This is a genomic window from Streptomyces caeruleatus (genome assembly GCF_001514235.1).
Lineage (GTDB): Bacteria > Actinomycetota > Actinomycetes > Streptomycetales > Streptomycetaceae > Streptomyces > Streptomyces caeruleatus.
Map to the genome: position 1 here is coordinate 158041 of NZ_KQ948937.1, position 22332 is coordinate 180372.

Consider the following 22332-nt stretch of genomic DNA (forward strand, 5'->3'; position numbering starts at 1 on the left):
GCTGTCGGAATACCGCCAGGTCACGGCACCGGGATGAGCAAAACGCACGGCCCGAATCCCATCCATGCCCCCGGAAACCAGGCACCCCCCAACGCCACAGGCGCCGAGCCGCCCCCCTCCCACCCCATGGCACCATCACCGAGTGAGCAGCACGAACAGTCAGAGCGACACCCCGAACCCCGTCGACCGGGCCTTCCAGCACGCCCTCTACGCCGACTCCGACGACGCCCTCGACACCGGTGCCTCTCTCCTCGCCGCCGCCCCCGGGGCGGACGCGGAGCTCGACCGGCGTGGGCGGGAGTTCGTGGCGGCGGCCTGGCGGCGCGGCTGGCAGCCCGCCGATGTCGTACGGCTGGTGCGGCGGGAGCTGGACGAGGCGCACGTACGGCTGCTCGCGGCGCTGATCCGGGCGCAGCGGCCGGACGACCGGCCCCGCGGCCCCCGCTGGACCGCTCAGCTCGACGACCTGCCCACCGAGGCGCCGCCCCGCCCGGACCGCTTCTCGCACGCGACCGCCGTCCTGGAGCTGTACCGCCTGCTGCTGCGCCTGCCCGCGCTGGAGCCCTTGGACGAGCCGGTCACGTCGGCCGCCGGGCGGCCCCGGCCCGAGTCCCGCATGCTCGGCCGCATCCGGGCGCTGCTGGCGAAGGCGGAGGCGACGGGCTTTCCCGAGGAGGCGGAGGCGCTCAGCGCCAAGGCACAGGAACTGATGGCCCGGCACAGCATCGACGACGCCCTCCTCGCGAGCCGTACGCACGCCCCGGACGCCTCGAAGGACGTGCCCGGCGCCTGCCGGATCGGTGTCGAACCGCCGTACGAACAGGCGAAGGCCGTCCTGCTGGACGCGGTGGCGACCGCCAACCACTGCCGTGCCGTGTGGAACGAGCCGTTCGCCTTCTCCACGGTCGTCGGCTTCGAGGCCGACCTGGAGGTGGTCGAACTCCTGCACACCTCGCTCCTCGTGCAGGCGCAGACCGCGATGACCAGGGCGGAGGCGGCCCAGCGGGCGGGCGGACGCAAGCGTACGAAGACCTTCCGGCAGTCGTTCCTCGCGGCCTACGCGCACCGCATAGGCACCCGCCTGGCCGAGGCGGCGCAGACCCAGGTCACCCAGGACCTGCTCCCGGTCCTCGCCTCCCGCGAGGTGGCCGTCACCGACCGACTGGACCGCATGTTCCCGGAGACGACCACGACCCGTCTGCGCGGCGTCAGCGACGAGGCGGGCTGGGTCGAGGGCTCGGAGGCGGCCGACAGGGCACAAGTAGCCCCGCGCCGCCCCCTGCGCTGACCCCCGGGGGGACTCAGTCGCCGGACTGCTGGAACCCGCTCACCGAGGCGTCCGGCGTCTTCCCGTCGCTCTTCAGCGCGACATCGCCGTACGACCACTTGAAGTCGCGCGTCCCGTCGACCCCGGGCAGCTGGATCTTCACCCGCCGCACGCCGAGGCTCTTGGTGCCGCCGCCCTCACCCCGGACGTAGGTGAGGGTGAAGGAGGTGGAGGCCTCCTTCGTGAGGGTCGTCTTCTTCGCCCCGGCGGCCTTGGCGGCCTCGTCGACCGGGACGCCGGTCATGGCGTCGCCCGAGTCCAACTCGACACCGGGCAACCCCTCCAGGACGCACTCGGCGTCGCCGCCGTTGGTGATCGTGACGGGCACGTTGCCCGTGTCCCCGGCGGCGGGCGCGGCGTTGCCGGGCCCGAACCGCACGCTCAACTCGGCGCAGGCGGAGTCGGCCTTGCTGTCCTGGCCCTGGTTCCCGTCGTCGCAGGCGGTCAGGAGGAGGGCCGCGGCGAAGGCGGCGACGGTGAGGGAAGTGGCGCGCATGGGTCCTCTGGGGGAGACGTCGGCGACCGGGTGGCGGTCACCGCACAGGTGGGGCGGACAGTCACCGATCAAACATCACGAACCCAGACCGCCCGTGGGCAGCCCCGTCGGCAGCTTCCCGCCCTCCGCCTTGGTGTACGTCTCCGCGCCGAGACCGCCCTCCCAGGTGACCTTCAGCTGCTCCTCGCCGACGGAGTCGACCATCCCGACGGCCCGGTCCTTGCGGGCGTCCGGGCACTTGAGGCGGATCATCCGCATCCCGTCCTGCTCACCGGCGGTCCCGCTGCACACGGTCCCGCCGGTCGTGAAGAGCGCGGCCTTGGCGCCGGTGACGACCAGCACGACCGCCTTGCCGTCGGTCGTGGCCAGCCAGCTGCCCTCCAGTTCGCCGGAGGGCGAGGCAGACCCGCCCGTACCGCCGCCCGTGTTGGCACTGGCGGACGCGGAGGAACCGCCCGAGGAGCCGTCCGTGGGCTTGGCGTCGGAGCCGCCGTCGCCGCTGCACGCGGTCAGGACGAGCGCGCCGGCCAGGGACGCGGCCACCGCCACGACCCGCAGTCGCCGGCCCGACATCGTGCGCGTACGCGAGAAAGTCGCCGAGGTCACTGGAAGCTCCCAAGCTGTAGCGGTCGGCATACGGCCGAGTCGGCCACGTTGGCCGAAACGACCGCAGCAAGTTACCAGGCAGTCCCTTCCACGGCAGGACTCACCGGCACACCCGCCCGCCACCTCTACCTTTGATCTTGCGCAGTGGTCCACCCTTCAAGGCGCCCACGAGGGCCGTCACACGGGGCGCCGCTGGTTCTCGATGTACTGGCGAACGACGGTCAATGGCGCCCCGCCACAGCTTCCGGCGAAGTAGGAGCCGGACCAGAAGTGGCCGCCCCACAGGAAGCGGCGGACGTGAGTGGCGTACTCCTTGCGCAGGTAGCGGGAGGAGACGCCCTTGAGGGAGTTGACCAGCTTGGAGAGCTGGACTTTGGGCGGGTAGTGCACGAGCAGGTGACCGTGGTCCTCTTCGCCGTTGAACTGCCTCAGTTCAGCCTCGAAGCCCTCGCAGACCTCGCGCATGATCTCTTCGCAGCGCGTCAGCACCTCGTCTGTCACGTCTGTCATGGCCCGGCGCCGGTACTTGGTGACGAACACCAAGTGGACATGAAGGTTGTAGACGACCTGACGACCGGTGCGTACATCAGGATTTGGGTTCCAGCGCGGTGACATAGACCGAATGCGACAGTGATCGTGTGGTCACGGAACGTGCACAGGAGAAGCGGCAGTTCGGGCACCGCACCCGGCTGGCAATGACCCCTGCACAGATCCGGCTCATGGACGCCCAGGCGCACGCCGCCCGTACGACGTGGAACCTCCTGCACGACTGGTGGACGATGCTGCCGAAGGGCAGGCGCACGCTTGCCGCGGCGGACGCCGCGATCCGCCAGGCCCGCAGGGACATCGACTGGCTCGCGGTCCTTCCCGCCCAGGCCGCCCAGGCGGTGTTGAAGACGTACTTCCAGGCGTGGAAGAACTGCTGGAACGGCCGGGCCGAAGCGCCGAACTTCAAGGCCCGTTTCCGTACGGTGATGTCCGTGGACGTCCCGCAGGGGCGTGACCTGCAGATCAAGCGCGTGCACCGCCGCTGGGGCATGGTCAGCATCCCCAAGATCGGCCGCGTCCGCTTCCGCTGGACCAAAGACCTCCCCATCGGCAAGGACGCGGACGCCGACAACAAGATCACCGGCGCCCGGCTGGTCAAGGAGGCGCTCGGCTGGCACATCGCCTTTCGCGTCCAGAGCCTCGCCACCGTGCCCGAGCCGCACGCTGGTCCCGAGGTCGGCATCGACGCGGGAGTCACCATCCCGCTCGCCCTGTCCGACGGCCATCACCAGGACCACGGTCGCCCCGCCCGCCTCCCGGGCGGAACGGCCGACCGGGACAAATGGCTCAACCCCGACGAGAAGGCCAAGCTGCTCCGGCTGGAGCAGCGGGCCGCGCACCGCAAGAGTTTCCGCAAGCCGGGCGAAAAGACCTCCAACCGGCTGAAGCGGACCTACGACCAGATCGCAAGCCTCCGCGCGACAGCCAAGCGCAGGGCGAGTGACTGGCAGCACCAGACCACCACCCACCTCGCCCGCACCTACGGCGTGATCGTGGTGGAAAGACTGGACATCCCGAACATGGTCAAGTCCGCCAGGGGCACCATCGAGAACCCGGGGAAGAACGTCGCCCAGAAGTCCGGCCTCAACCGCTCCATCAGCCAAGAAGCATGGGGACGCACCGTGACGATGCTGACGTACAAGGCCGCCCGCCACGGTGGCATCCTCCACAAGGTTCCAGCCCCCGGCACCTCCCGGCGCTGCTCGATATGCGGCTTCATCACACCGGGCAGCCGGGAGTCCCAGGCCCTGTTCGTGTGCAAGAACGAAGGCTGCGGCTGGTCCGGCAACGCCGACCACAACGCCGCACGGAACGTCCTGCACCTGTACCGGACGGGCCACGCGCTCGTCCCGGCTGCCGGAAGGGCAGTCGTCAGGCGCCCCTGCGGCGTCAAGCCCGCCACCGCAAGGTAGGAGGGAATCTCCCGGCTTCAGTGGGGAGAGCACTTCACCAGGACGCCTTGCGCACCCCCGGCAGATACCCGGCGTGCGCCTGCTCCCGCAGCGACACCCGGGACAGCCCGAAGGCCCGGAGATAACCGCGCGGCCGCCCGTCCACCTGGTCGCGGTTGCGCACCCGCGTGGCGCTCGCGTCCCGCGGCTGCCTGCTCAGCTCCCGCCGCGCGGCCAGCCGTTCGGCATCCGTCGACGACGGCCGCCGGATGATCTCCTTCAGCTCGGCCCGCCGGGCGGCGTACCGCGCGACGACCTCCTGCCGCCGCTCGTTCTTCGCGATCTTGCTCTTCTTGGCCATCAGACCTTCACCCCCCGGGCGCGGATCCGGGCGACGGCCGCCTCGACGCCGATGACGTCGACGGTCTTGATCCCCCTGGCGCTCAGCCGCAGCCGCACATAACGGCCCTCACTGGGCAGCCAGTACCGCTTGGTCTGGATGTTCGGGTCGAACCGGCGGGAGGTCCGCCGATGCGAGTGGGAAATGGAGTTGCCGAACCCGGGCTGGGCGCCGGTCAGCATGCAGTGGGCGGACACAGGTGACGAACCTCTCCTCGCTAGCTTCTGTTAATGGAATTCATTTTCAGTAAGATAGCAGCATGGCACGCAACGAACTCCGCCCGGTCATCAAGCTCCGGTCCACCGCCGGCACCGGCTTCACCTACGTGACCCGCAAGAACCGCCGCAACGACCCGGACCGCATGACCCTGCGCAAGTACGACCCGGTCGCCGGCCGCCACGTCGACTTCCGAGAGGAGCGCTGATCATGCGCGACGGAATCCACCCCGCATACGGCCCGGTCGTCTTCCGCGACCGAGCCGCAGGCCATGCCTTCCTCACCCGCTCGACGCTCGCCGCCGTTCCCACCGCCAAGACGATCGAGTGGGAGGACGGCCACACCTACCCGGTCGTCGACGTGGAGATCTCGAACGTGAGCCACCCCTTCTACACCGGCACGGCCCGCGTCCTGGACACGGCCGGCCGCGTGGAGCGCTTCGAGCGCCGCTACGGAAAGAAGGGCTGATGCTCTCCGTCGTGATCGTCGCCGGCCTGCACGCGGACGCCCGCAGGGCGACCGTCGCCCAGCTGCTCGCCGACGTCCCCGACAGCGTCGTACTCCACCACGACCTCGCGACGGCCGCCGCGGGCACGGTCGTCCGCACGATCCGCGACGCCACCGGCCTCGTCAGCACCGGCGAGGCCCCCCTCGTCAACGACTGCGCCTGCTGCGCCCTGCGCGAGGACCTGGTGCCGGAACTGCTCAGGATCCAGGAGGCCGGCGGCACCCGCATGGCGGTCGTCGAACTCTGGGACTCCGTCGAACCGAAGGCGATGGCCGAGGTGGTCACGGCCGGCGGACTCACGCTCACCGGTGTGATCACCGCGGTCGACCCGGCACTGGTCCTGCCGTACCTGGGCAACGGCGACGACCTGGCCGAACGGGGCCTCGCGGCCGCGGCGACCGACCAGCGCACGGTCGCCGACACCTTCGCCCGCCAACTCGAGTACGCCCCCGTCCTCGCCGTCACCGACTCCCCGGAGGCCGACGACGAGGACCGCGAGCTCCTGGCCCAACTCCACCCGACGGCCCGCCAGGTCCCCGTCACCTCCGACGACCTGACCGTGCCGCCACCCCGCAACCGCCCCCCGTCCCCCCTCGCCCGCGCGGCCCTGTCCGGCTTCGACGTCGAGTCGGCCGACGCGGCCCAGCACCCCGCCTGCGCCCTGCTCCCCGCCGAGGCCGACGCGCACGGCGTCAGCACCGTCGTGTGGCACCGCCGCCGCCCCTTCCACCCCGAGCGCCTCTACGCGGCCCTGGAGGACCTGACCTGCGCGGCGGCCCGCAGCCGGGGCCGCTTCTGGCTGGCCGACAAACCGGACGTCCTGCTCCACTGGGACGCGGCGGGCGGCGCCCTGTGCGTGGAGAGCGCGGGCCCCTGGCTCGCCTCCCTCCCCGACGCGGCCTGGGACATGGTCCCCCCGATCCGCCGCGCCGCCGCCGCCCTCGACTGGCACCCCGAGCACGGCGACTGCTGCCAGCACCTGGTCTTCACGTCCCCCGCCCTCGACCGCGACGGCCTGGAGCGACTCCTCGAATCGTGCCTCCTCACCGACGCCGAGTACGCGGCCGGCCGCGACGCCTGGAAACAACTCCCACCCGCCTTCGACACCCTCCTGGAGGTCTGACATGCCCCGCCAGCCCAGCCGCAAGCCCATCAAGCCCCGCCCCAACCCCCTGGACCAGGCAGGCATCACCTACATCGACTACAAGGACACCGACCTCCTGCGCCGCTTCCTCTCCGACCGAGGCAAGATCCGCAGCCGCCGAGTCACCCGAGTGACGTCCCAACAGCAGCGCGACCTGGCCAAGGCCATCAAGAACGCCAGAGAAATGGCCCTCCTCCCCTACGCCACCCGCTGAGCCCCCGGACAAGCCCGCAGCGGCGGGCCTCTACACGGAGGACCGCCGCAGGCATCTCCCCCACGCCCCCGGAACCCAGACCCGCCCCCATACGTCACAGGAGTAACCACAGGAACACCCCGCGTGCACGTGCATCCGCTCATGCACGTGCACGTGAAACAGAGCTATGATCCGGAAGCAGTTGACCGCCGCACCACCGGGGAGCGATCTGTGGACCACGACGTGTACAACGGCATGGCAGCCACGGATCTGAACGGCGTGGCCTGGCAGAAGAGCAGGCACAGCAACTCGCAGGGCTCCTGCGTCGAATTCGCCCGCCTGCCCGGCGGAGACGTGGCGGTACGCAATTCACGCTTCCCCGACGGCCCGGCGCTCGTCTACACCCGAGCCGAGATCGAGGCCATGCTCCTGGGTATCAAGGACGGCGAGTTCGACCACTTGGTCGTCGGCTGAACAAAGCGCCCCACCCACCCGCATCCGAACACCGGGCGCGGGTGGCGCGCGTAGACCCAAGTCGCCGACAGCCGCCCTGCCGCGTCACTCTCCCGAGGCCCTCAGCACGGTCCCACCGGCCGGAAGCATGAACAACGCCCAGACGACCTTCCCGCTGAGCGCCCCGGCCAACGGCTGCCACCCCCAGCTGTCACTGAAGGAGTCCACAAGGAACAACCCCCGCCCGGACTCCGCGGAGAAGTCGTCGGAATCGCGCGCGACAGGACTGTCATGACTGGGATCGCGCACCGCGCACACCAGCCGCTCGGTCCACCGCATCAAATGCAGCCGCACAGGCGGCGGCACCTGATCGCACTCCCGCTGCGCCCCCGCCGGCAACGCATGGCGCAGGGCATTGGTCACCAACTCGGAGACGACCAGACACACATCGTCGAACCGGTCGCCCAGTTCCCACTGTTCCAGCGTCCGGCGCGTGAACTTCCGCGCCTCACGCACCGCTTCATAGCGGGCGGGCAGAGCACAGGAGGCGGCATTGGAGACAGCTGCGGGATCCAGCGGCGGAAGGCCCTGCCGTAACGGCTGGAGCATGGTCGATCCATTCGTCCCCATGCGAGGCACTCCCGGGAGTTCGCGGTCGTTGCGATGCAGCGGTTGCGCGGGACCATGGTTTCCGATGCGCAGAGCAGATGCAAGGGCAGATGCACGTGCACGTGACCGAATTGGACGCTCCCGTACCGCTTGTTGGCCATTTTTTCCGCCAACTTCAACCGCTTTCCAGGTCGGCCACCTGTCAGTAACCCTTGTCTTCTTTCCATATCTGTAATCGGACGAGTACTGCTCGAAGTGATTTAGTGGCAGACTGCGGGCCCTGAAGACGGTTGGGGAGGCTGGCGAACGTGAGCGCGGGAGAGCCCGGATCGGTGGTGCGGCGCATGCTGCTCGGCTCGCAACTGAGGCGACTGCGGGAAGCGCGCGGGATCACGCGCGAGGCGGCGGGTTACTCCATCCGCGCCTCCGAGTCGAAGATCAGCCGGATGGAGCTGGGCCGGGTGAGCTTCAAGACGCGAGACGTCGAGGACCTGCTGACGCTCTACGGCATCACGGACGAGCAGGAGCGCGCCTCGCTCCTCTCCCTCGCCCGCGAGGCCAACGTGGCGGGCTGGTGGCACAGTTACTCCGACGTCCTGCCCAGCTGGTTCCCCACCTACGTCGGCCTGGAGGGCGCCGCCAGCCTCATCAGGGCCTACGAAGTGCAGTTCGTGCACGGCCTGTTGCAGACGCAGGCGTACGCCCGCGCGGTCGTCAAACGTGGCATGAGGGGCGCGAGCGCGGCCGACGTCGAAAAGCGCGTGGCGCTGCGCCTGGAGCGGCAGAAGTACCTGCTCGACGACAGCGGCGCCCCCGAGTTCCACATCGTCCTGGACGAGGCCGCCCTGCGCCGCCCGTACGGCGACCGCGAGGTGATGCGCGGCCAGCTCCAGCACCTGATCGAGATCTCCCAGCGCCCCAACGTACGGCTCCAGATCATGCCGTTCAGCTTCGGCGGCCACTCCGGTGAGTCCGGCGCCTTCACGATCCTCAGCTTCCCCGAGTCAGACCTCTCCGACGTCGTCTACCTGGAGCAGCTCACCAGCGCGCTCTATCTCGACAAGCACGAGGACGTCACCCAGTACGAGACGGCGCTGAAGGAGCTCCAGCAGGACAGCCCGGGACCGGACGAGAGCCGGGATCTTCTCAGGGGTCTCCTCCAACTCTCTTGAAACACAAGTACGATGACGTGTGATCAGACCGTGAAGACGATCAACGCCGAGCGAGGGATCACATGTCGTCCTACTTCACCGACCTGGCTCAGCAGTACATCGACGGTGAGTGGCGCCCGGGCTCAGGCTCCTGGGACATCATCGACTTCAACCCGTACGACGGCGAGAAGCTGGCGTCGATCACCATAGCCACGGTCGACGAGGTCGACGACGCCTACCAGGCGGCCGCCCGCGCGCAGAAGCAGTGGGGCGCCACCAACCCGTACGCCCGCCGTGCCGTCTTCGAGAAGGCGCTGCGCCTGATAGAGGACCGCGAGCAGGAGATCACCGAGGCGATCATCGCCGAGCTCGGCGGCACCCGGCTGAAGGCGGCCTTCGAGCTCCACCTCGCCAAGGAGTTCCTGCGCGAGGCGGTCCACCTGGCGCTGCGCCCCGAGGGCAAGATCATCCCGTCCCCGACGGACGGCAAGGAGAACCGCGTCTACCGGGTCCCGGTCGGCGTCGTGGGCGTGATCAGCCCCTTCAACTTCCCCTTCCTCCTCTCGATCAAGTCGGTCGCCCCGGCCCTCGCGCTCGGCAACGCCGTGGTCCTCAAGCCGCACCAGAACACCCCGGTCTGCGGCGGCACCCTGGTCGCGAAGATCTTCGAGGACGCGGGCCTCCCGGCCGGCCTGCTGAACGTCGTCGTCACGGACATCGCGGAGATCGGCGACGCCTTCATCGAGCACCCGGTCCCGAAGGTCATCTCCTTCACCGGCTCCGACAAGGTCGGCCGCCATGTCGCCACCGTCTGCGCCTCCCTCTTCAAGCGCTCGGTCCTCGAACTCGGCGGCAACAGCGCGCTCGTGGTCCTCGACGACGCCGACATCGACTACGCGGTCGACGCGGCGGTCTTCAGCCGCTACGTCCACCAGGGCCAGGTCTGCATGGCCGCCAACCGGGTCCTGGTGGACCGCTCGGTGGCGGACGAGTTCACCGAGAAGTTCGTCGCCAAGGTGCGGACCCTCAAGGCGGGCGACCCGCGCGACCCCGAGACCGTCATCGGCCCGGTGATCAACTCCTCGCAGGCGGACGCCCTTTCGGCCACGGTGGAGCAGGCCATCGCCGAGGGCGCGACGGCCCTGGTGCACGGCACGACGACGGACAACCTCGTCGAGCCCTCGGTCCTCACCGGAGTGCCCGCCGGCTCCCCCCTGCTGCGGCAGGAGGTCTTCGGCCCGGTCGCCTTCCTCATCTCGTTCGACGGCGAGGAGGAGGCCGTACGCCTCGTCAACGACACCCCGTACGGCCTGAGCGGCGCCGTCCACACGGCGAACGTCGAGCGCGGCGTGAACTTCGCCAAGCAGATCGACACCGGCATGTTCCATGTGAACGACGGCACGGTCCACGACGAGCCGATCGTCCCCTTCGGCGGCGAGAAGCACTCCGGCCTCGGCCGCCTGAACGGCGAGACGATGCTGGACTCGTTCACGACGATCAAGTGGATCTCGGTGCAGCACGGCCGGAGCGGGTTCCCGTTCTGAGGCTTCCTGGCCGCTCCCGCCGCGGACCCAGGTCATAACCTGGACCGCATGTCAGCGATCCGTCTCCTCGTGCTCGGCGCGGTCCGTATGCACGGCCGCGCCCACGGCTACCAGGTGCGCAACGACCTGGAGTACTGGGGTGCGCACGACTGGTCCAACGCCAAGCCCGGCTCGATCTACCACGCGCTCAAGCAGATGGCGAAGCAGGGCCTGCTGCACGCGCACGAGATCGCGCCGTCCACGGCCGGCGGCCCCCCGCGCACGGAGTACGAACTCACGGACGCGGGCACCGAGGAGTACTTCACGCTGCTGCGTGACGCGCTGGTCACCTACGACCAGCGCGGAGACGTGAAGACGGCCGCCCTCGGCTTCATGGTCGACCTGCCGAGGGCCGAGGCCGTGACGCTGCTGAAGGAGCGGACCCGGCGGATCGAGGAGTGGCGGGCCTCCGTCGTGGCCCACTACGTGCCCGAGGACGGGCCCGGGCAGCTCGGTCACATCGGCGAGATCATGAACATGTGGGTCCACACGGCGGACTCCGAGCGGGACTGGACCAGCGGGCTGATCGAGCGGCTCCAAGGGGGCGCCTACACCTTCGCCGACGAGGGGGATCCGTTCGTCGGCGTGCTGGCCGAGGACGAGGAGAACCCGTACGCGACGGGGGAGTCCCATCCCGGGGATGCCCTCTAATCAACTTTGACCAATCCCAGGCGCTGGTCTACTTTGAGTTTGTAGTCAAGTTTGACTAGCGAGGGGGTCTCAGTGGCCGACGCGGCGATCACCGTCGAAAGGGCACGCAAGAAGTACGGCGGCAAGGCCGGAAAGAACGCACTGGACGGGCTCGACCTCACGGTCGCGCGCGGCACCGTGCACGCAGTGCTCGGCCCGAGCGGCGCGGGCAAGACAACCCTGGTCCGGATCCTGTCCACCCTGCTGCGGCCGGACAGCGGCCGGGTCGAGGTGGCCGGACACGACGTGGTGCGCCAGGCGTACGAGGTGCGCCTGCGCATCGGTCTGCTCGGCCAGCACGCGGCCGTGGACGAGGAGTTGGGCGGCCGGCAGAACCTGGAGATGTTCGGCCGCCTCCACCACCTCGGCGCCCGCCACGCGCGCGTGCGCGCCGACGAACTGCTGGAGCGCTTCGGGCTCGCCGACACCGGCCGCAAGCCGGTCAGGCAGTACAGCGGCGGCATGCGCCGTCGGCTGGATCTGGCGGCGTCCCTCATCACCGACCCGGAGGTGCTCTTCCTGGACGAACCCACCACCGCCTCGACCCTCCCCCACTCTCGAACTCCGCTCGAGCGGGGGGACCCCCAGGCCGCACCGAGGTCTGGTCCGCGGTCCGCTCCTGGTCGGCGGCGGCACCACGGTCCTGCTCACCACCCAGTACCTGGAGGAGGCCGACCAGCTCGCCGACCGCATCTCGGTCGTCGACGCCGGCCGCGTGATCGCCGACGGCACGGCGGACCAGCTCAAGGCGCTGACCGGCGGCTCCCGCATCGACGTCGTCCTGCGGGACGCCGGACAGCTCGGCGCGGCCGTCGCCCTGCTGCCCGTACCGAAGGACGTCATCTCCGTCGACCCCGACCGGCGCCTGCTCAGCGCCTCGGTCACCGACCGGATGGCGGCGCTCTCCGGCGTCGTACGGGCCCTGGAGGCCGCCGGAATCGAGGCGGAGGACGTCGCGCTGCGCCGGCCGACGCTCGACGAGGTGTTCCTGCACCTCACGGGGGACGAGCACCGAGTGAAGGAGCCCGCATGAGCATGAGCGCCCACGCCCTGACCGACTCCTGGACCATGACCCGCCGCGAACTCGCCCACTGGGCACGGCAGCCCGTGCAGGTCGTGGTCAACCTGGTCTTCCCCGTGATGCTGCTGCTGATGTTCGGCTACCTCGTCGGCGGCGGCCGGGGTTCGAGGGCTCCTACATCGACTACCTCCTGCCCGGCATGCTCGCGCTCACCATGGCCTTCGGCCTGGAGGGCACGATGATCGCGGCACCCAGGACCTCAACAAGGGCGTCGTGGACCGCTTCCGGTCCATGCCGATGGCCAACGGGGCGGTGCTGGTGGGCCGTTCGGCGGTCGACATGCTCCAGTCGGCGCTGGCCGTTTTCGTCCTCATGGGCGTCGGGTACGCACTGGGCTGGCGCCCCGACGGCGGCCCGGGGGCCTTCCTGGGCGCCGTGGGACTGCTCCTGCTCTTCCGCTTCGCCATGCTGAGGGTCGGCATCTACCTGGCGCTGGTGGCCGGGAAGCCGGAGATGGTCCAGGCGGTGCAGATCCTGGTCTGGCCGGTCGGCTTCCTCTCCAACGCCCTGGCCCTGCCCGGCTCCATGCCCGGCTGGCTGGGCACGGTCGTCGAGTCGAACCCGATGTCCCAGACGGCGACGGCCCTACGGGACCTGTTCGGCGGCACGGCCGCCGACACCGTCGGGGCGGCGATCATCTGGCCGCTGGTACTGCTCGCGGTGTTCTTCCCGCTCGCGGTACGGCGGTTCGCCCGCCTCAGCCGCTAGCCACCGCCCGGCCGCCGCCTAGTGATGGAAGCCGGTGGCCGCCCCCTTGTCCTCGGTGAAGGGGCGCGGCTGCCGGCGCAGCTCCGGCAGCACCCGGCCCAGGTCCTCCAGGAACAGCTCGCCGAGGTCCTCGGAGAAGCCGTTGCGGCAGACGACCCGCAGCACCGACAGATCCTCCCGGTTCGGCGGGAAGGTGTACGCCGGGACCAGCCAGCCCTTCTCCCGCAGCCGCCGCGAGACGTCGAAGACGTCGTACGCCCGCACGTCCGGGGCCGTCGTGAAGGCGAACACCGGCAGCTCGTCACCCCTGGTCAGCAGGCGGAAGTCACCCAGCTTCGCCACGGCGTCGGCGACCCTTCGCGCCACGTCCCGCGAGGCCTGCTGCACCGCCCGGTACCCCTCCTGGCCCAGCCGCAGGAACGAGTAGTACTGCGCCACGACCTGGGCACCCGGCCGGGAGAAGTTCAGCGCGAAGGTCGGCATGTCGCCGCCCAGGTAGTTGACGCGGAAGACGAGCTCCTCCGGCAGCGCCGCCCGGTCCCGCCACAGCGCCCAGCCGACCCCCGGGTAGACCAGCCCGTACTTGTGCCCCGAGGTGTTGATCGAGGCGACCCTCGGCAGCCGGAAGTCCCACACCAGGTCCTCGTCGAGGAAGGGCGCCACCATCGCGCCGGACGCGCCGTCGACATGCACCGGGACGTCCAGCCCGGTGCGCTCCTGGAGGGCGTCCAGAGCCGCGCACAGGTCCGCCACCGGCTCGTACGAACCGTCGAAGGTCGAGCCCAGGATCCCGACGACCCCGATGGTGTTCTCGTCGCACAGCTCGGCCGCCGCCCCCGGATCGAGATGGAACCGCTCGCCCTCCATCGGGACCAGGCGGGGCTCGACCTCCCAGAAGTTGCAGAACTTCTCCCAGCAGACCTGGACGTTGACCCCCATCACCAGGTTCGGGCGGGCACCCGGGTACCGGTCGGCGTTGCGCGTGGCCCAGCGCCGCTTCAGCGCCATCCCGGCGAGCATGCACGCCTCGCTCGACCCGGTCGTCGAACAGCCCACGGCCGCCGCCGGGTCCGGCGCGTTCCACAGGTCGGCGAGCATCGCCACACAGCGCCGTTCCAGCTCGGCGGTGCGCGGGTACTCGTCCTTGTCGATCATGTTCTTGTCCCGGCACTCCGCCATCAGCACCCCGGCCTGCGGCTCCATCCATGTGGTGACGAAAGTGGCCAGATTGAGCCGGGAGTTGCCGTCCAGCATCAGCTCGTCGTGGACCAGCTGGTATGCCGTCGACGGTGACAGGGGCGCGTCCGGCAGCCGATGCGTGGGCGGGGCCTCGGTCATGCCGCTGACCGGGTTCGTCTCGCCGTAGAACGGGTTGACCGCGAGCCTGCGCCCGCCGCCCTTGTCGTCCGGTGCTTCGCTGTTCCCAGGATGCAGTGGCATGCATACGACGGTAGGTCCGGACCGCCGGGCTTGCACCTCACGCCACGTGAGGACCCACTGTGGAGCGCGTCGGACAGAAGGGAGCGGAAGTGAGCTACTCCGTGGGACAGGTCGCCGGTTTCGCCGCGGTGACGGTGCGCACCCTGCACCACTACGACGACATCGGCCTGCTCGTACCCAGCGAGCGCAGCCACGCGGGCCACCGGCGCTACAGCGACGCCGACCTCGACCGGCTGCAGCAGATCCTGTTCTACCGCGAGCTCGGCTTCCCGCTCGAGGAGGTCGCCGCCCTGCTCGACGACCCGGACGCGGACCCGCGCGCACACCTGCGCCGCCAGCACGAACTGCTGACCGCCCGGATCGAGAAGCTGCAGAAGATGGCGGAGGCCGTGGAGCACGCCATGGAGGCACGCAAGATGGGGATCAATCTGACGCCGGAGGAGAAGTTCGAGGTGTTCGGGGACAAGGACCCCGAGCAGTACGCCGAGGAGGCGGAGCAGCGCTGGGGCGGGACCGAGGCGTACGCCGAGTCACAGCGCCGGGCCGCCCGCTACACCAAGGAGGACTGGAAGCGCATCCAGGCAGAGGTCAACGAGTGGGGCGAGCGATACACGGCGCTGGTGGCCGCCGGCGAGTCGCCCACCGGCGAGCGGGCCATGGACATGGCCGAGGAACACCGTGCGCACATCGGCACGTGGTACTTCGAGTGCCCGTACGAGATGCACAAGGGTCTCGCCGAGATGTACGTCTCCGACGAGCGTTTCAAGGCGTACTACGACTCGATGCACGAGGGTCTCGCGGAGCACCTCAGGGAGGCCATCCTCGCGAACGCGGCCCGGCACGCCGCGTAGCGCCTGGCCCGGGACCCCGTACGGGTCACTCCCGGGCCAGGACCACCGCCGTCCCGTAGGCACACACCTCGGTGCCCACGTCGGCCGCCTGGGCCACGTCGAAGCGAAACGCCAGCACACCGTTCGCGCCCCGCGCGCGTGCTTGCTCCACGAGCCGGTCCATGGCCTCGTTGCGGGTCTCCACGAGGGTCTTGGTGAGCCCCTTGAGCTCACCGCCGACCAGCGACTTCAGTCCGGCGCCGATCTGACTGCCGACGTGCCGGGAGCGCACGGTCAGCCCGAACACCTCGCCGATGACCTCTGTGACGCGGTGCCCGGGAACGTCGTTCGTGGTCACCACCAGAACCTCGGGTCGCGGTCCCTGTCCGCCGCCGAACTCTTCGATGCCCATGAATCACAGCTTTGACCCAGCAGAGGCACAGTGCATCCTGAGGGGGTCCATGGAACCTGGGCGGCCGGTGCAGCGTTGATAATTTGAGCAGCCAGCTTCAGCCCCCGCCCCCTCCCCGCAGGAGCCACAATCCCGTGACCACGCTTGCGCTCGGCCCCGAGTGGCTCAGCCCGGACTATCTGATCGAGACGTTCAGCCTCCCTGGCATCCTGCTGATCGTCTTCGCCGAGTCCGGTCTCTTCGCCTTCCTGCCCGGGGACTCCCTGCTGTTCACGGCGGGTCTGTTCGTGGCCCAGGGGCAGTACATCAGCCAGCCTCTGTGGCTGGTGTGCACCCTGATCGTGCTGGCCGCCGTCATCGGCGACCAGGTGGGTTACATGATCGGCAAGTTCTTCGGCCCCAAGCTCTTCAACCGCCCGAACTCCAAGCTCTTCAAACAGGAGAACCTGGACAAGGCCCACGAGTTCATGGAGAAGTACGGCCCGAAGGCGATCGTCCTCGCCCGCTTCGTGCCGATCGTGCGCACCTTCGCCCCCATCGTGGCGGGCGCCGGCCGCATGAGGTACGCCACGTTCCTCACGTACAACGTCATCGGCGGCATCGCCTGGGGCACCGGCGTCACCCTCGCGGGCTACTGGCTCGGCCAGATCAAGTTCATCAACAAGAACGTCGAGGCGATCCTCGTCCTGATCGTCTTCGTCTCCGTCGTCCCGATCATCATCGAGTACCTCCGCGAGCGCGCCAAGAAGAAGCGCGCGGCGACCGAGACCCCGGCCGCCCCGACCCCGGCCCACCAGCAGCACATGATGATGGACGACGCGACGACCCAGCTCCGCGCCATCCCCTCCGACGACCGGCCCCAGCCCCAGCAGCAGTACGGCAACCAGGGCCAGCAGGGCGGCCAGCAGCAGTACGGCTACGACCAGCAGTACTACGACCAGCAGCCCCAGCAGCAGCCGTACGCCCAGCAGTACCCCCAGGGCTACGGCCAGCAACAGCAGTACGGCAACCAGCAGTACCCGCCCAACCAGGGGTACTGAAACGCCCTATAGGGGCGCGGGGCTGCATCGATATGCGGCTCCGCCGCGTGGGCGCGATCAACCACAACGAACCCGCAGCCGCCACGGATCGGAACGCACCGAGCTCGTAGGCACCCAGCGCTGGAAGACACCGCACCCGGCGTCAGAACCCCCGCGTCCTCTTGGCGGCCCGCCGCTTCTCAGGCGACCCGATCCGCAAGAACATCCGCGAGATCTCCGCCCCGAGGTTCACCCCGATAGCGATGGCCATGGCCAACGAAGCCGCCGTGGCCAGCGACACCAACCCCTTGTTCACATCGTTCTGCGCAATCGCCAACAGCCCGAAATACGTCGCCGACCCCGGCAGCAGCGGCCCGATCGCCGCGGTGGTGTACGGCAACGCCGAAGCGAACCGATACCGGGCCATCAGCTGCCCGAACAACCCCACCAGCCCCGCCGCGACGGCCGTCGAGGCGACCGGCGAGAACTCACCGGCGTAGTACATCGCGCCGTACACCACCCACGCGACACCTCCGTTGAGGGTCACCGCGGTCACGGTGGATCGATCCTGCTGGAGCAGCACCGCGAAGGTCAGCGACAGCAGCATCGACGCGGCGATCTGCCAGTACGGCCGGTCGGAGGCCCCCAGCGCCTCGTCCGGGGTGAGCTTGGCGCCGAGGTTGACGCTGAAGTACAGGATCACCAGCACACCGACGACGATGCCGACGAAAAAGTACGTGACCTCCAGCAGGCGCGCGGCCGCGGTGATGTAGAAGCCGGTCAGCCCGTCCTGCACACCCGCCACCAGCGCCCGCCCGGGCAGCAGCGCGAACAGCCCACCGGTGATCACCGCGGACGCCTTCACGTCGACGTGCGCCAGGGCCAGCGCGACCCCGATCGCCGCCGGCGGCATCGCGGCCACCGTGAACTGGTAGAACTCCGGCAGCCCGCGCCCCGCGCACAGCCACGCCAGCCGGTCGCCGAGCATCGCGCCCAGCGCGGCCGCGACGAACACGACCAGATCACCGCCGACCAGCACGGAGGCCGCGCCCGCGAGCAGCCCGCTCGCCGAGGTCAGCACCCAGGTCGGGTACGGGTGCCGGTTGCGGCGGATCTCCGCGAGCCGGCCGTAGGCCTCCTCCAGGGAGATGTGGCTCTCCGGGTCGCTGAGGTCGTCGACGAGCTGGTACACGGCGGCCAGACGCGTGTAGTCGGTGCCGCGCCGCCGCACCGTACGGGACGCCGTCACCGGGTCGTCGACCAGCGACGGCTGGTACGAGATCGACAGCAGCGTGAAGGTGACGTTCGGCTCGCAGCGGTCCAGGCCGTAGGACCGGCAGACCGCGAACATCGCCGCCTCGACGTCCTCCGCGCCCTCGCCGCCCGCCAGCAGCAGCTCGCCGATACGCAGGGTCAGGTCGAGTACGCGCGGGACGGCCGGACCCTCCTCCTCCGCCCTCGGCATCCGCTCCGGCGCGGGCCGCTCGGCCACCGGCATGCGCAGCATGGTGCGCATCCGGTCCTGCCAGGGCAGGTCCTTGGTCAGGCTGATCCGAGGTATGCCACCGGCGGGCGTGAACGCCGGCGAGGCGTCCTCGACGCTGTAGCCGCTCGGCGTGCTGAACGCCGACCCCTCGGGCTCCTGGACCGGCGGCTGTGGCACGTCCAGGCCCTGGGGGAGGGCGAACTCGGACGTGGTCTCCGACTCGCTGTCCCCCACCTCCACACCGGCGGGCGGGGTGAACGCCATCCTCGCCTCGTCCGACTGCGGTTTGCGGTCCTCCGCGTCCGTCACGTGCGTAGCACTCCCTGTACGACACCTCCTGCCGCACTCAGTATGCGCACACACACGCGAACAGGCTGCACGCGCACGCGTGCAGCCTGTTCACATGGCTGAGAGCCGACGGTCACTCAGACCGTGGCCGAGAGCACGGCTCAGTGGCCGCCCTGCTCCTTGAAGCGCTTGTAGGACCGCTCGATCTCGATCTCGGCGTCCTGACGGCCCACCCAGTTGGCGCCCTCGACGGACTTGCCGGGCTCCAGGTCCTTGTAGACCTCGAAGAAGTGCTGGATCTCCAGGCGGTCGAACTCGGAGACGTGGTGGATGTCACGCAGGTGCTCCTGGCGCGGGTCCGTCGCCGGCACGCACAGCAGCTTGTCGTCGCCGCCGGCCTCGTCCGTCATCCGGAACATGCCGATCGCACGGCACTTGATGAGGCAGCCCGGGAAGGTGGGCTCGTCCAGGATGACCAGCGCGTCCAGCGGGTCGCCGTCCTCGCCGAGGGTGTTCTCGACGAAGCCGTAGTCGGTCGGGTAGGCGGTCGAGGTGAAGAGTCGACGGTCCAGGCGGATCCGACCGGTCTCGTGGTCCACCTCGTACTTGTTCCGCGAACCCTTCGGAATCTCGATCGTGACGTCGAACTCCACCGGTGGCTCCTCCATGATCAGCACATAGTTCTGGTGGTTAAGTGTCCCTCACGCAGGTGTGTGATCGCGAAAGGGGCTGGTGGTCGTGCCAGAGCTGAGGCCGTGGCGAGCCGCGAAACCGCATGTGACGCGGGTCGCGGGCGCCGTACGACCCCGTCTGGCACGGGCTGCGGACGCCGTACGGCCACGTCTCGCACGCGCCGCGACCGCCGCTAAGCCGCGGGTCGCACGGCTCGCGCGAGCCGTCTCCCCACAGGCCGCGCGGATGACGAGGCCGAAGACCTGGCAGTACACCGCGGGCGCCGCCACCGCCGGACTGGCGCTGGCCGCCGGAGTGGTGACCGCCGCCGGCCCCTGGGACTCCACCGGTCAGCGTACGGCCGAGCGGGACCGGGCGGCCGTCCAGGAGCGCACGGGTGGCGCAGATCACGGCCGTAGTTCCGATACGTCCGATACGGCCGCCGGCATGCCCCGTCCCGCGCCCAGCGCGGCCTCCGTCCTGCCCGGTCTGGGCGGCGGCGTCGGCACCGCGCACGCCGCCCCGAGCACCAAGGCCCTCGCCGGCCTCCTGGGCCCCCTCCTGGACGCCCCGGAGCTCGGTGCCCGCAGGACGGCCGCGGTCGTCGACGTGGCGACCGGCAAGCAGCTCTACGGCGAGGCCGCCGACGAGCCCCTCACCCCCGCCTCCACGACGAAGATCGCCACCGCCGTGGCCGTCCTCACCGCGCTCGGCCCCGACCACCGGCTCACCACCCGCGCGGTCCTGGAACCGGACACCAGGGAACTCGTCCTGGTCGGCGGCGGCGACCCCACGCTGACGGCCCGCAAGGACGCCGACGGCTGGGCCAGCCTGCGCGACCTCGCCGACCGCACGGCCAAGTCCCTGAAGAAGCGGAACGTACGCGAGGTCACCCTTTCGTACGACAAGACGCTCTACGCCGGCCCCGAACTGCACCCCATCGGCGTCAACGGCAACCTGGCCCCGGTCAGCGCCCTCACGGTCGACGAGGCCCGCACGGACGACTCCACCAGCGGGCCGGTGAGGCGGGTCGAGGATCCGGCGAAGGATGCGGCGACCCAGTTCGCGGCGCTCCTCGCGGACCGCGGCGTCAAGACCACGGCCCCGGGCCCGTCGAAGGCCACGAACCGGGCCGAGCCGCTGGCCGAGGTCACCTCACCGCCGATGTCCTCCCTGGTCGAGCGGATGCTCACCAACAGCGACAACGACATCGCCGAGCACCTCGCCCGCCAGACCGCCGTGGCGAGCGGCGCGCGCGCCGACTTCGACGGCGCGGGCAAGGCGATCGGGGACCGGCTGAGGAAGCTCGGGCTGCCCGTGACGGGCGCCGACTTCAAGGACGGCAGCGGCCTCGACCGCGACGACAAAATCACCGCCGACCTCCTCACCGCCCTCCTGGCCAAGGCCGCCGACCCCACCCACCCCGAACTCCGCCCGGTCCTGACCGGCCTCCCCGTGGCCGGCTTCACCGGCACCCTGACCACCCGCTACACCGACGGCGCGGCCGGCGTCGTCCGAGCGAAGACCGGCACCCTGAACGGCGTGAACTCGCTGGCCGGCACCGTCGTCGACCAGGACGGCCACCTCCTCGCCTTCGCCTTCCTGTCCACCGGCGCCAACACGGAAGCGGCCCGAGCGGCCCTGGACCGAACGGCGACGGCACTGGCGTCGTGCGGCTGTGCCTAGGCCGTGTCCGCAAAGTCCCGCCTGCCCCGCCAAACACCCCGTGGCCCCACCAACCCCCACGGCCTGCCCCAAGTGGTAACGCTCACGTACGGTTGACACATGACGAGCATCGGTGGTGCCGAGATGGTCGACTGGAATCTCGCGGTGGCGACCGCGACCCGGCTCGTGCGGCCGGGCCCCGAGGTGAGCCGCGACGAGGCCCGGGCCGTCGTCGCCGAGCTGCGCCGACATGCCAAGGCCTCGGAGGAACACGTCCGGGGCTTCACTCGTATGGGCACGGAGGACACCCACGACACCCCCGTCCTCGTCGTCGACCGCCCTGGCTGGGTACGGGCGAACGTCGCCGGGTTCCGCCAGATCCTCAAGCCCCTGCTCGAGAAGATGCAGGAGCGCCGCAGCACCAGCACCGGCGGCGCGGTCCTCGGCGCCGTCGGCGGCAAGGTCACCGGCGTCGAACTCGGCATGCTGCTGTCCTTCCTGGCCTCCCGCGTCCTCGGCCAGTACGAGACCTTCGCCCCGGCCACCCGCGAACTCCCGGCCGGCGAGAACGGCGGCGGCCGACTCCTGCTCGTCGCCCCGAACATCGTGCACGTGGAGCGCGAACTCGACGTACAGCCCCACGACTTCCGCCTCTGGGTGTGCCTGCACGAGGAGACGCACCGCACGCAGTTCAGCGCCGTTCCGTGGCTGCGGGACCACCTGGAGGGCGAAATCCAGTCTTTCTTGGGGGAGACCGACGTCGACCCCATGACCGTCCTCGAACGAATCCGCGAGGCCGCGCAGTCCCTCTCGGGCGGCCGCCCCGAGGCCGAAGAGGACGACGGCGGACGTTCTTTCGTCGAACTGGTGCAGACCCCGGCCCAGCGGGAGATCCTCGGCCGCCTCACCGCCGTGATGTCCCTCCTGGAGGGCCACGCGGACTTCGTGATGGACGGCGTCGGCCCCCAGGTCGTCCCGACCGTCGCCGAGATCCGCGAGAAGTTCCAGCAGCGACGCGCCAAGGGCGCCTCAAGGCTGGACATGGCCCTGCGCAAACTGCTCGGCCTCGACGCCAAACTCCGGCAGTACCGCGACGGCGAACGCTTCGTACGCGCCGTCCACGACCAGGTCGGCATGGACGGCTTCAACCGCGTGTGGACCTCCCCCAACACCCTCCCGACCAAGGCGGAGATCGCCAAACCCGCGGACTGGATCGCGCGGGTGCACCGCAAGGCGGAGTCGTGAATCACGCGCCGTGGCGTGCATCTCATACGAACGTCGTGAACCGAATCCGGCCGACGGCAGGCGAACGCCCCTCCAATCACCCGTCCGAGGGACCGTGAGCCATGGGTAGGCGTGCGATGCTCGGGGAACGGCCCGGTTCTGTCACCATCTACACACTCTGAGTGACCGAG

The 22332-nt window shown here is 70.0% G+C and carries 24 protein-coding genes and 2 pseudogenes; 16 read left to right on the forward strand and 10 right to left on the reverse strand.

The genetic code is table 11. The features are described from left to right. The first annotated feature begins 142 nt into the window (after positions 1-142). A complete protein-coding gene (locus AQJ67_RS34885; RefSeq protein ID WP_062723348.1) occupies positions 143-1288 on the forward strand; it encodes a DUF2786 domain-containing protein in 1146 nt (381 codons plus the stop codon). Positions 1289-1301: 13 nt separating this feature from the next. On the opposite strand, the gene AQJ67_RS34890 is transcribed toward AQJ67_RS34885, so the two are convergent. From AQJ67_RS34890 to tnpA, 3 genes are all read right to left on the reverse strand, one after another. Continuing rightward, positions 1302-1823: a DUF4232 domain-containing protein gene (locus AQJ67_RS34890; RefSeq protein WP_062723349.1), complete on the reverse strand. Its 522-nt coding sequence runs from the start codon at positions 1821-1823 to the stop codon at positions 1302-1304. Positions 1824-1898: 75 nt separating this feature from the next. After that, positions 1899-2429: a hypothetical protein gene (locus tag AQJ67_RS34895; RefSeq protein WP_425264200.1), complete on the reverse strand. Its 531-nt coding sequence runs from the start codon at positions 2427-2429 to the stop codon at positions 1899-1901. Between the two features lie 177 nt (positions 2430-2606). Beyond that, entirely contained in the window at positions 2607-3044 is a 438-nt protein-coding gene (gene tnpA / locus AQJ67_RS34900; protein ID WP_079056351.1) for an IS200/IS605 family transposase, read from the reverse strand. A gap of 23 nt (positions 3045-3067) precedes the next feature. Here tnpA and AQJ67_RS34905 point away from each other — a divergent pair, with 23 nt between their 5' ends. Next, complete coding sequence (locus AQJ67_RS34905) at positions 3068-4390, forward strand: RNA-guided endonuclease InsQ/TnpB family protein (RefSeq protein WP_279616913.1); 1323 nt, start codon at positions 3068-3070, stop codon at positions 4388-4390. A 34-nt stretch (positions 4391-4424) separates the two neighbouring features. Here AQJ67_RS34905 and rpsN read toward each other — a convergent pair whose 3' ends face one another. Both rpsN and rpmB read right to left on the reverse strand, forming a co-directional pair. After that, a complete protein-coding gene (gene rpsN, locus AQJ67_RS34910) occupies positions 4425-4730 on the reverse strand; it encodes a 30S ribosomal protein S14 (protein ID WP_062723351.1) in 306 nt (101 codons plus the stop codon). After that, positions 4730-4966, reverse strand: coding sequence for a 50S ribosomal protein L28 (rpmB, locus tag AQJ67_RS34915; protein ID WP_062723352.1), 237 nt, complete (start codon positions 4964-4966; stop codon positions 4730-4732). Before rpmB ends, rpsN begins: the two co-directional genes overlap by 1 nt. A gap of 62 nt (positions 4967-5028) precedes the next feature. Here rpmB and rpmG point away from each other — a divergent pair, with 62 nt between their 5' ends. From rpmG to AQJ67_RS34940, 5 genes are all read left to right on the forward strand, one after another. Continuing rightward, positions 5029-5193, forward strand: a complete 165-nt coding sequence (gene rpmG / locus AQJ67_RS34920; RefSeq protein WP_015658813.1) for a 50S ribosomal protein L33 — start codon at positions 5029-5031, stop codon at positions 5191-5193. 2 nt (positions 5194-5195) lie between these two features. Then, positions 5196-5453, forward strand: coding sequence for a type B 50S ribosomal protein L31 (locus AQJ67_RS34925; RefSeq protein ID WP_062723353.1), 258 nt, complete (start codon positions 5196-5198; stop codon positions 5451-5453). Beyond that, the gene (locus AQJ67_RS34930) at positions 5453-6616 is read left to right on the forward strand and encodes a CobW family GTP-binding protein (protein ID WP_062723354.1); all 1164 of its coding nucleotides are present in this window, start codon (positions 5453-5455) and stop codon (positions 6614-6616) included. The genes AQJ67_RS34925 and AQJ67_RS34930 overlap by 1 nt, the downstream gene beginning before the upstream one ends. Position 6617: 1 nt before the next feature. Beyond that, entirely contained in the window at positions 6618-6851 is a 234-nt protein-coding gene (gene rpsR, locus AQJ67_RS34935; RefSeq protein ID WP_062723355.1) for a 30S ribosomal protein S18, read from the forward strand. A 234-nt stretch (positions 6852-7085) separates the two neighbouring features. Continuing rightward, positions 7086-7304, forward strand: a complete 219-nt coding sequence (locus AQJ67_RS34940) for a DUF397 domain-containing protein (RefSeq protein WP_062723414.1) — start codon at positions 7086-7088, stop codon at positions 7302-7304. Positions 7305-7388: 84 nt separating this feature from the next. Here the strand turns inward: AQJ67_RS34940 and AQJ67_RS34945 are convergent, their stop codons facing one another. Then, entirely contained in the window at positions 7389-7913 is a 525-nt protein-coding gene (locus AQJ67_RS34945; RefSeq protein ID WP_079056352.1) for an ATP-binding protein, read from the reverse strand. A 323-nt stretch (positions 7914-8236) separates the two neighbouring features. Between AQJ67_RS34945 and AQJ67_RS34950 the strand changes: the two genes are divergently transcribed. From AQJ67_RS34950 to AQJ67_RS34970, 5 genes and pseudogenes are all read left to right on the forward strand, one after another. After that, positions 8237-9064 carry a helix-turn-helix domain-containing protein gene (locus tag AQJ67_RS34950; protein WP_062723357.1) on the forward strand — a complete coding sequence of 276 codons (828 nt, stop codon included), beginning with the start codon at positions 8237-8239 and terminating at the stop codon, positions 9062-9064. Between the two features lie 62 nt (positions 9065-9126). Further along, on the forward strand, positions 9127-10587 hold the full coding sequence (locus AQJ67_RS34955) for an aldehyde dehydrogenase family protein (protein ID WP_062723358.1): 1461 nt from the start codon (positions 9127-9129) through the stop codon (positions 10585-10587). Positions 10588-10635: 48 nt separating this feature from the next. After that, positions 10636-11277, forward strand: a complete 642-nt coding sequence (locus AQJ67_RS34960; protein ID WP_062723359.1) for a PadR family transcriptional regulator — start codon at positions 10636-10638, stop codon at positions 11275-11277. A 72-nt stretch (positions 11278-11349) separates the two neighbouring features. After that, a pseudogene (locus AQJ67_RS34965) lies at positions 11350-12349 on the forward strand (ATP-binding cassette domain-containing protein). 2 nt (positions 12350-12351) lie between these two features. Beyond that, positions 12352-13105: pseudogene (locus tag AQJ67_RS34970) on the forward strand (ABC transporter permease). 18 nt (positions 13106-13123) lie between these two features. Here AQJ67_RS34970 and gad read toward each other — a convergent pair. After that, complete coding sequence (gad, locus tag AQJ67_RS34975; RefSeq protein ID WP_062723360.1) at positions 13124-14545, reverse strand: glutamate decarboxylase; 1422 nt, start codon at positions 14543-14545, stop codon at positions 13124-13126. 89 nt (positions 14546-14634) lie between these two features. Here gad and AQJ67_RS34980 point away from each other — a divergent pair, with 89 nt between their 5' ends. Further along, complete coding sequence (locus AQJ67_RS34980) at positions 14635-15396, forward strand: MerR family transcriptional regulator (RefSeq protein WP_062723416.1); 762 nt, start codon at positions 14635-14637, stop codon at positions 15394-15396. A gap of 25 nt (positions 15397-15421) precedes the next feature. On the opposite strand, the gene AQJ67_RS34985 is transcribed toward AQJ67_RS34980, so the two are convergent. Continuing rightward, a complete protein-coding gene (locus AQJ67_RS34985; RefSeq protein WP_062723361.1) occupies positions 15422-15787 on the reverse strand; it encodes a YbjQ family protein in 366 nt (121 codons plus the stop codon). 134 nt (positions 15788-15921) lie between these two features. Here AQJ67_RS34985 and AQJ67_RS34990 point away from each other — a divergent pair, with 134 nt between their 5' ends. Next, entirely contained in the window at positions 15922-16827 is a 906-nt protein-coding gene (locus AQJ67_RS34990) for a DedA family protein (protein WP_062723362.1), read from the forward strand. Between the two features lie 142 nt (positions 16828-16969). Here AQJ67_RS34990 and AQJ67_RS34995 read toward each other — a convergent pair whose 3' ends face one another. After that, a complete protein-coding gene (locus AQJ67_RS34995; RefSeq protein ID WP_062723363.1) occupies positions 16970-18601 on the reverse strand; it encodes a threonine/serine exporter family protein in 1632 nt (543 codons plus the stop codon). 140 nt (positions 18602-18741) lie between these two features. Further along, on the reverse strand, positions 18742-19233 hold the full coding sequence (locus AQJ67_RS35000; protein WP_062723418.1) for an inorganic diphosphatase: 492 nt from the start codon (positions 19231-19233) through the stop codon (positions 18742-18744). A 124-nt stretch (positions 19234-19357) separates the two neighbouring features. Between AQJ67_RS35000 and dacB the strand changes: the two genes are divergently transcribed. Then, positions 19358-20938, forward strand: a complete 1581-nt coding sequence (dacB, locus tag AQJ67_RS35005; protein WP_062723364.1) for a D-alanyl-D-alanine carboxypeptidase/D-alanyl-D-alanine endopeptidase — start codon at positions 19358-19360, stop codon at positions 20936-20938. Between the two features lie 99 nt (positions 20939-21037). Then, the gene (locus tag AQJ67_RS35010) at positions 21038-22162 is read left to right on the forward strand and encodes a zinc-dependent metalloprotease (RefSeq protein WP_062723365.1); all 1125 of its coding nucleotides are present in this window, start codon (positions 21038-21040) and stop codon (positions 22160-22162) included. Positions 22163-22332: the final 170 nt, after the last annotated feature.

Bases quoted from the DNA above. Each gene is read 5' to 3' on its own strand.
- AQJ67_RS34930 (WP_062723354.1), top strand. From the start codon at position 5,453: ATGCTCTCCGTCGTGATCGTCGCCGGCCTGCACGCGGACGCCCGCAGG.
- AQJ67_RS34985 (WP_062723361.1), bottom strand. From the start codon at position 15,787: ATGGGCATCGAAGAGTTCGGCGGCGGACAGGGACCGCGACCCGAGGTT.
- AQJ67_RS34890 (WP_062723349.1), bottom strand. From the start codon at position 1,823: ATGCGCGCCACTTCCCTCACCGTCGCCGCCTTCGCCGCGGCCCTCCTC.
- rpsR (WP_062723355.1), top strand. From the start codon at position 6,618: ATGCCCCGCCAGCCCAGCCGCAAGCCCATCAAGCCCCGCCCCAACCCC.
- tnpA (WP_079056351.1), bottom strand. From the start codon at position 3,044: ATGTCACCGCGCTGGAACCCAAATCCTGATGTACGCACCGGTCGTCAG.
- AQJ67_RS34950 (WP_062723357.1), top strand. From the start codon at position 8,237: ATGCTGCTCGGCTCGCAACTGAGGCGACTGCGGGAAGCGCGCGGGATC.
- AQJ67_RS34955 (WP_062723358.1), top strand. From the start codon at position 9,127: ATGTCGTCCTACTTCACCGACCTGGCTCAGCAGTACATCGACGGTGAG.
- AQJ67_RS34925 (WP_062723353.1), top strand. From the start codon at position 5,196: ATGCGCGACGGAATCCACCCCGCATACGGCCCGGTCGTCTTCCGCGAC.
- AQJ67_RS35010 (WP_062723365.1), top strand. From the start codon at position 21,038: ATGACGAGCATCGGTGGTGCCGAGATGGTCGACTGGAATCTCGCGGTG.
- rpsN (WP_062723351.1), bottom strand. From the start codon at position 4,730: ATGGCCAAGAAGAGCAAGATCGCGAAGAACGAGCGGCGGCAGGAGGTC.
- gad (WP_062723360.1), bottom strand. From the start codon at position 14,545: ATGCCACTGCATCCTGGGAACAGCGAAGCACCGGACGACAAGGGCGGC.
- AQJ67_RS34960 (WP_062723359.1), top strand. From the start codon at position 10,636: ATGTCAGCGATCCGTCTCCTCGTGCTCGGCGCGGTCCGTATGCACGGC.
- AQJ67_RS34945 (WP_079056352.1), bottom strand. From the start codon at position 7,913: ATGGGGACGAATGGATCGACCATGCTCCAGCCGTTACGGCAGGGCCTT.
- AQJ67_RS34940 (WP_062723414.1), top strand. From the start codon at position 7,086: ATGGCAGCCACGGATCTGAACGGCGTGGCCTGGCAGAAGAGCAGGCAC.
- rpmG (WP_015658813.1), top strand. From the start codon at position 5,029: ATGGCACGCAACGAACTCCGCCCGGTCATCAAGCTCCGGTCCACCGCC.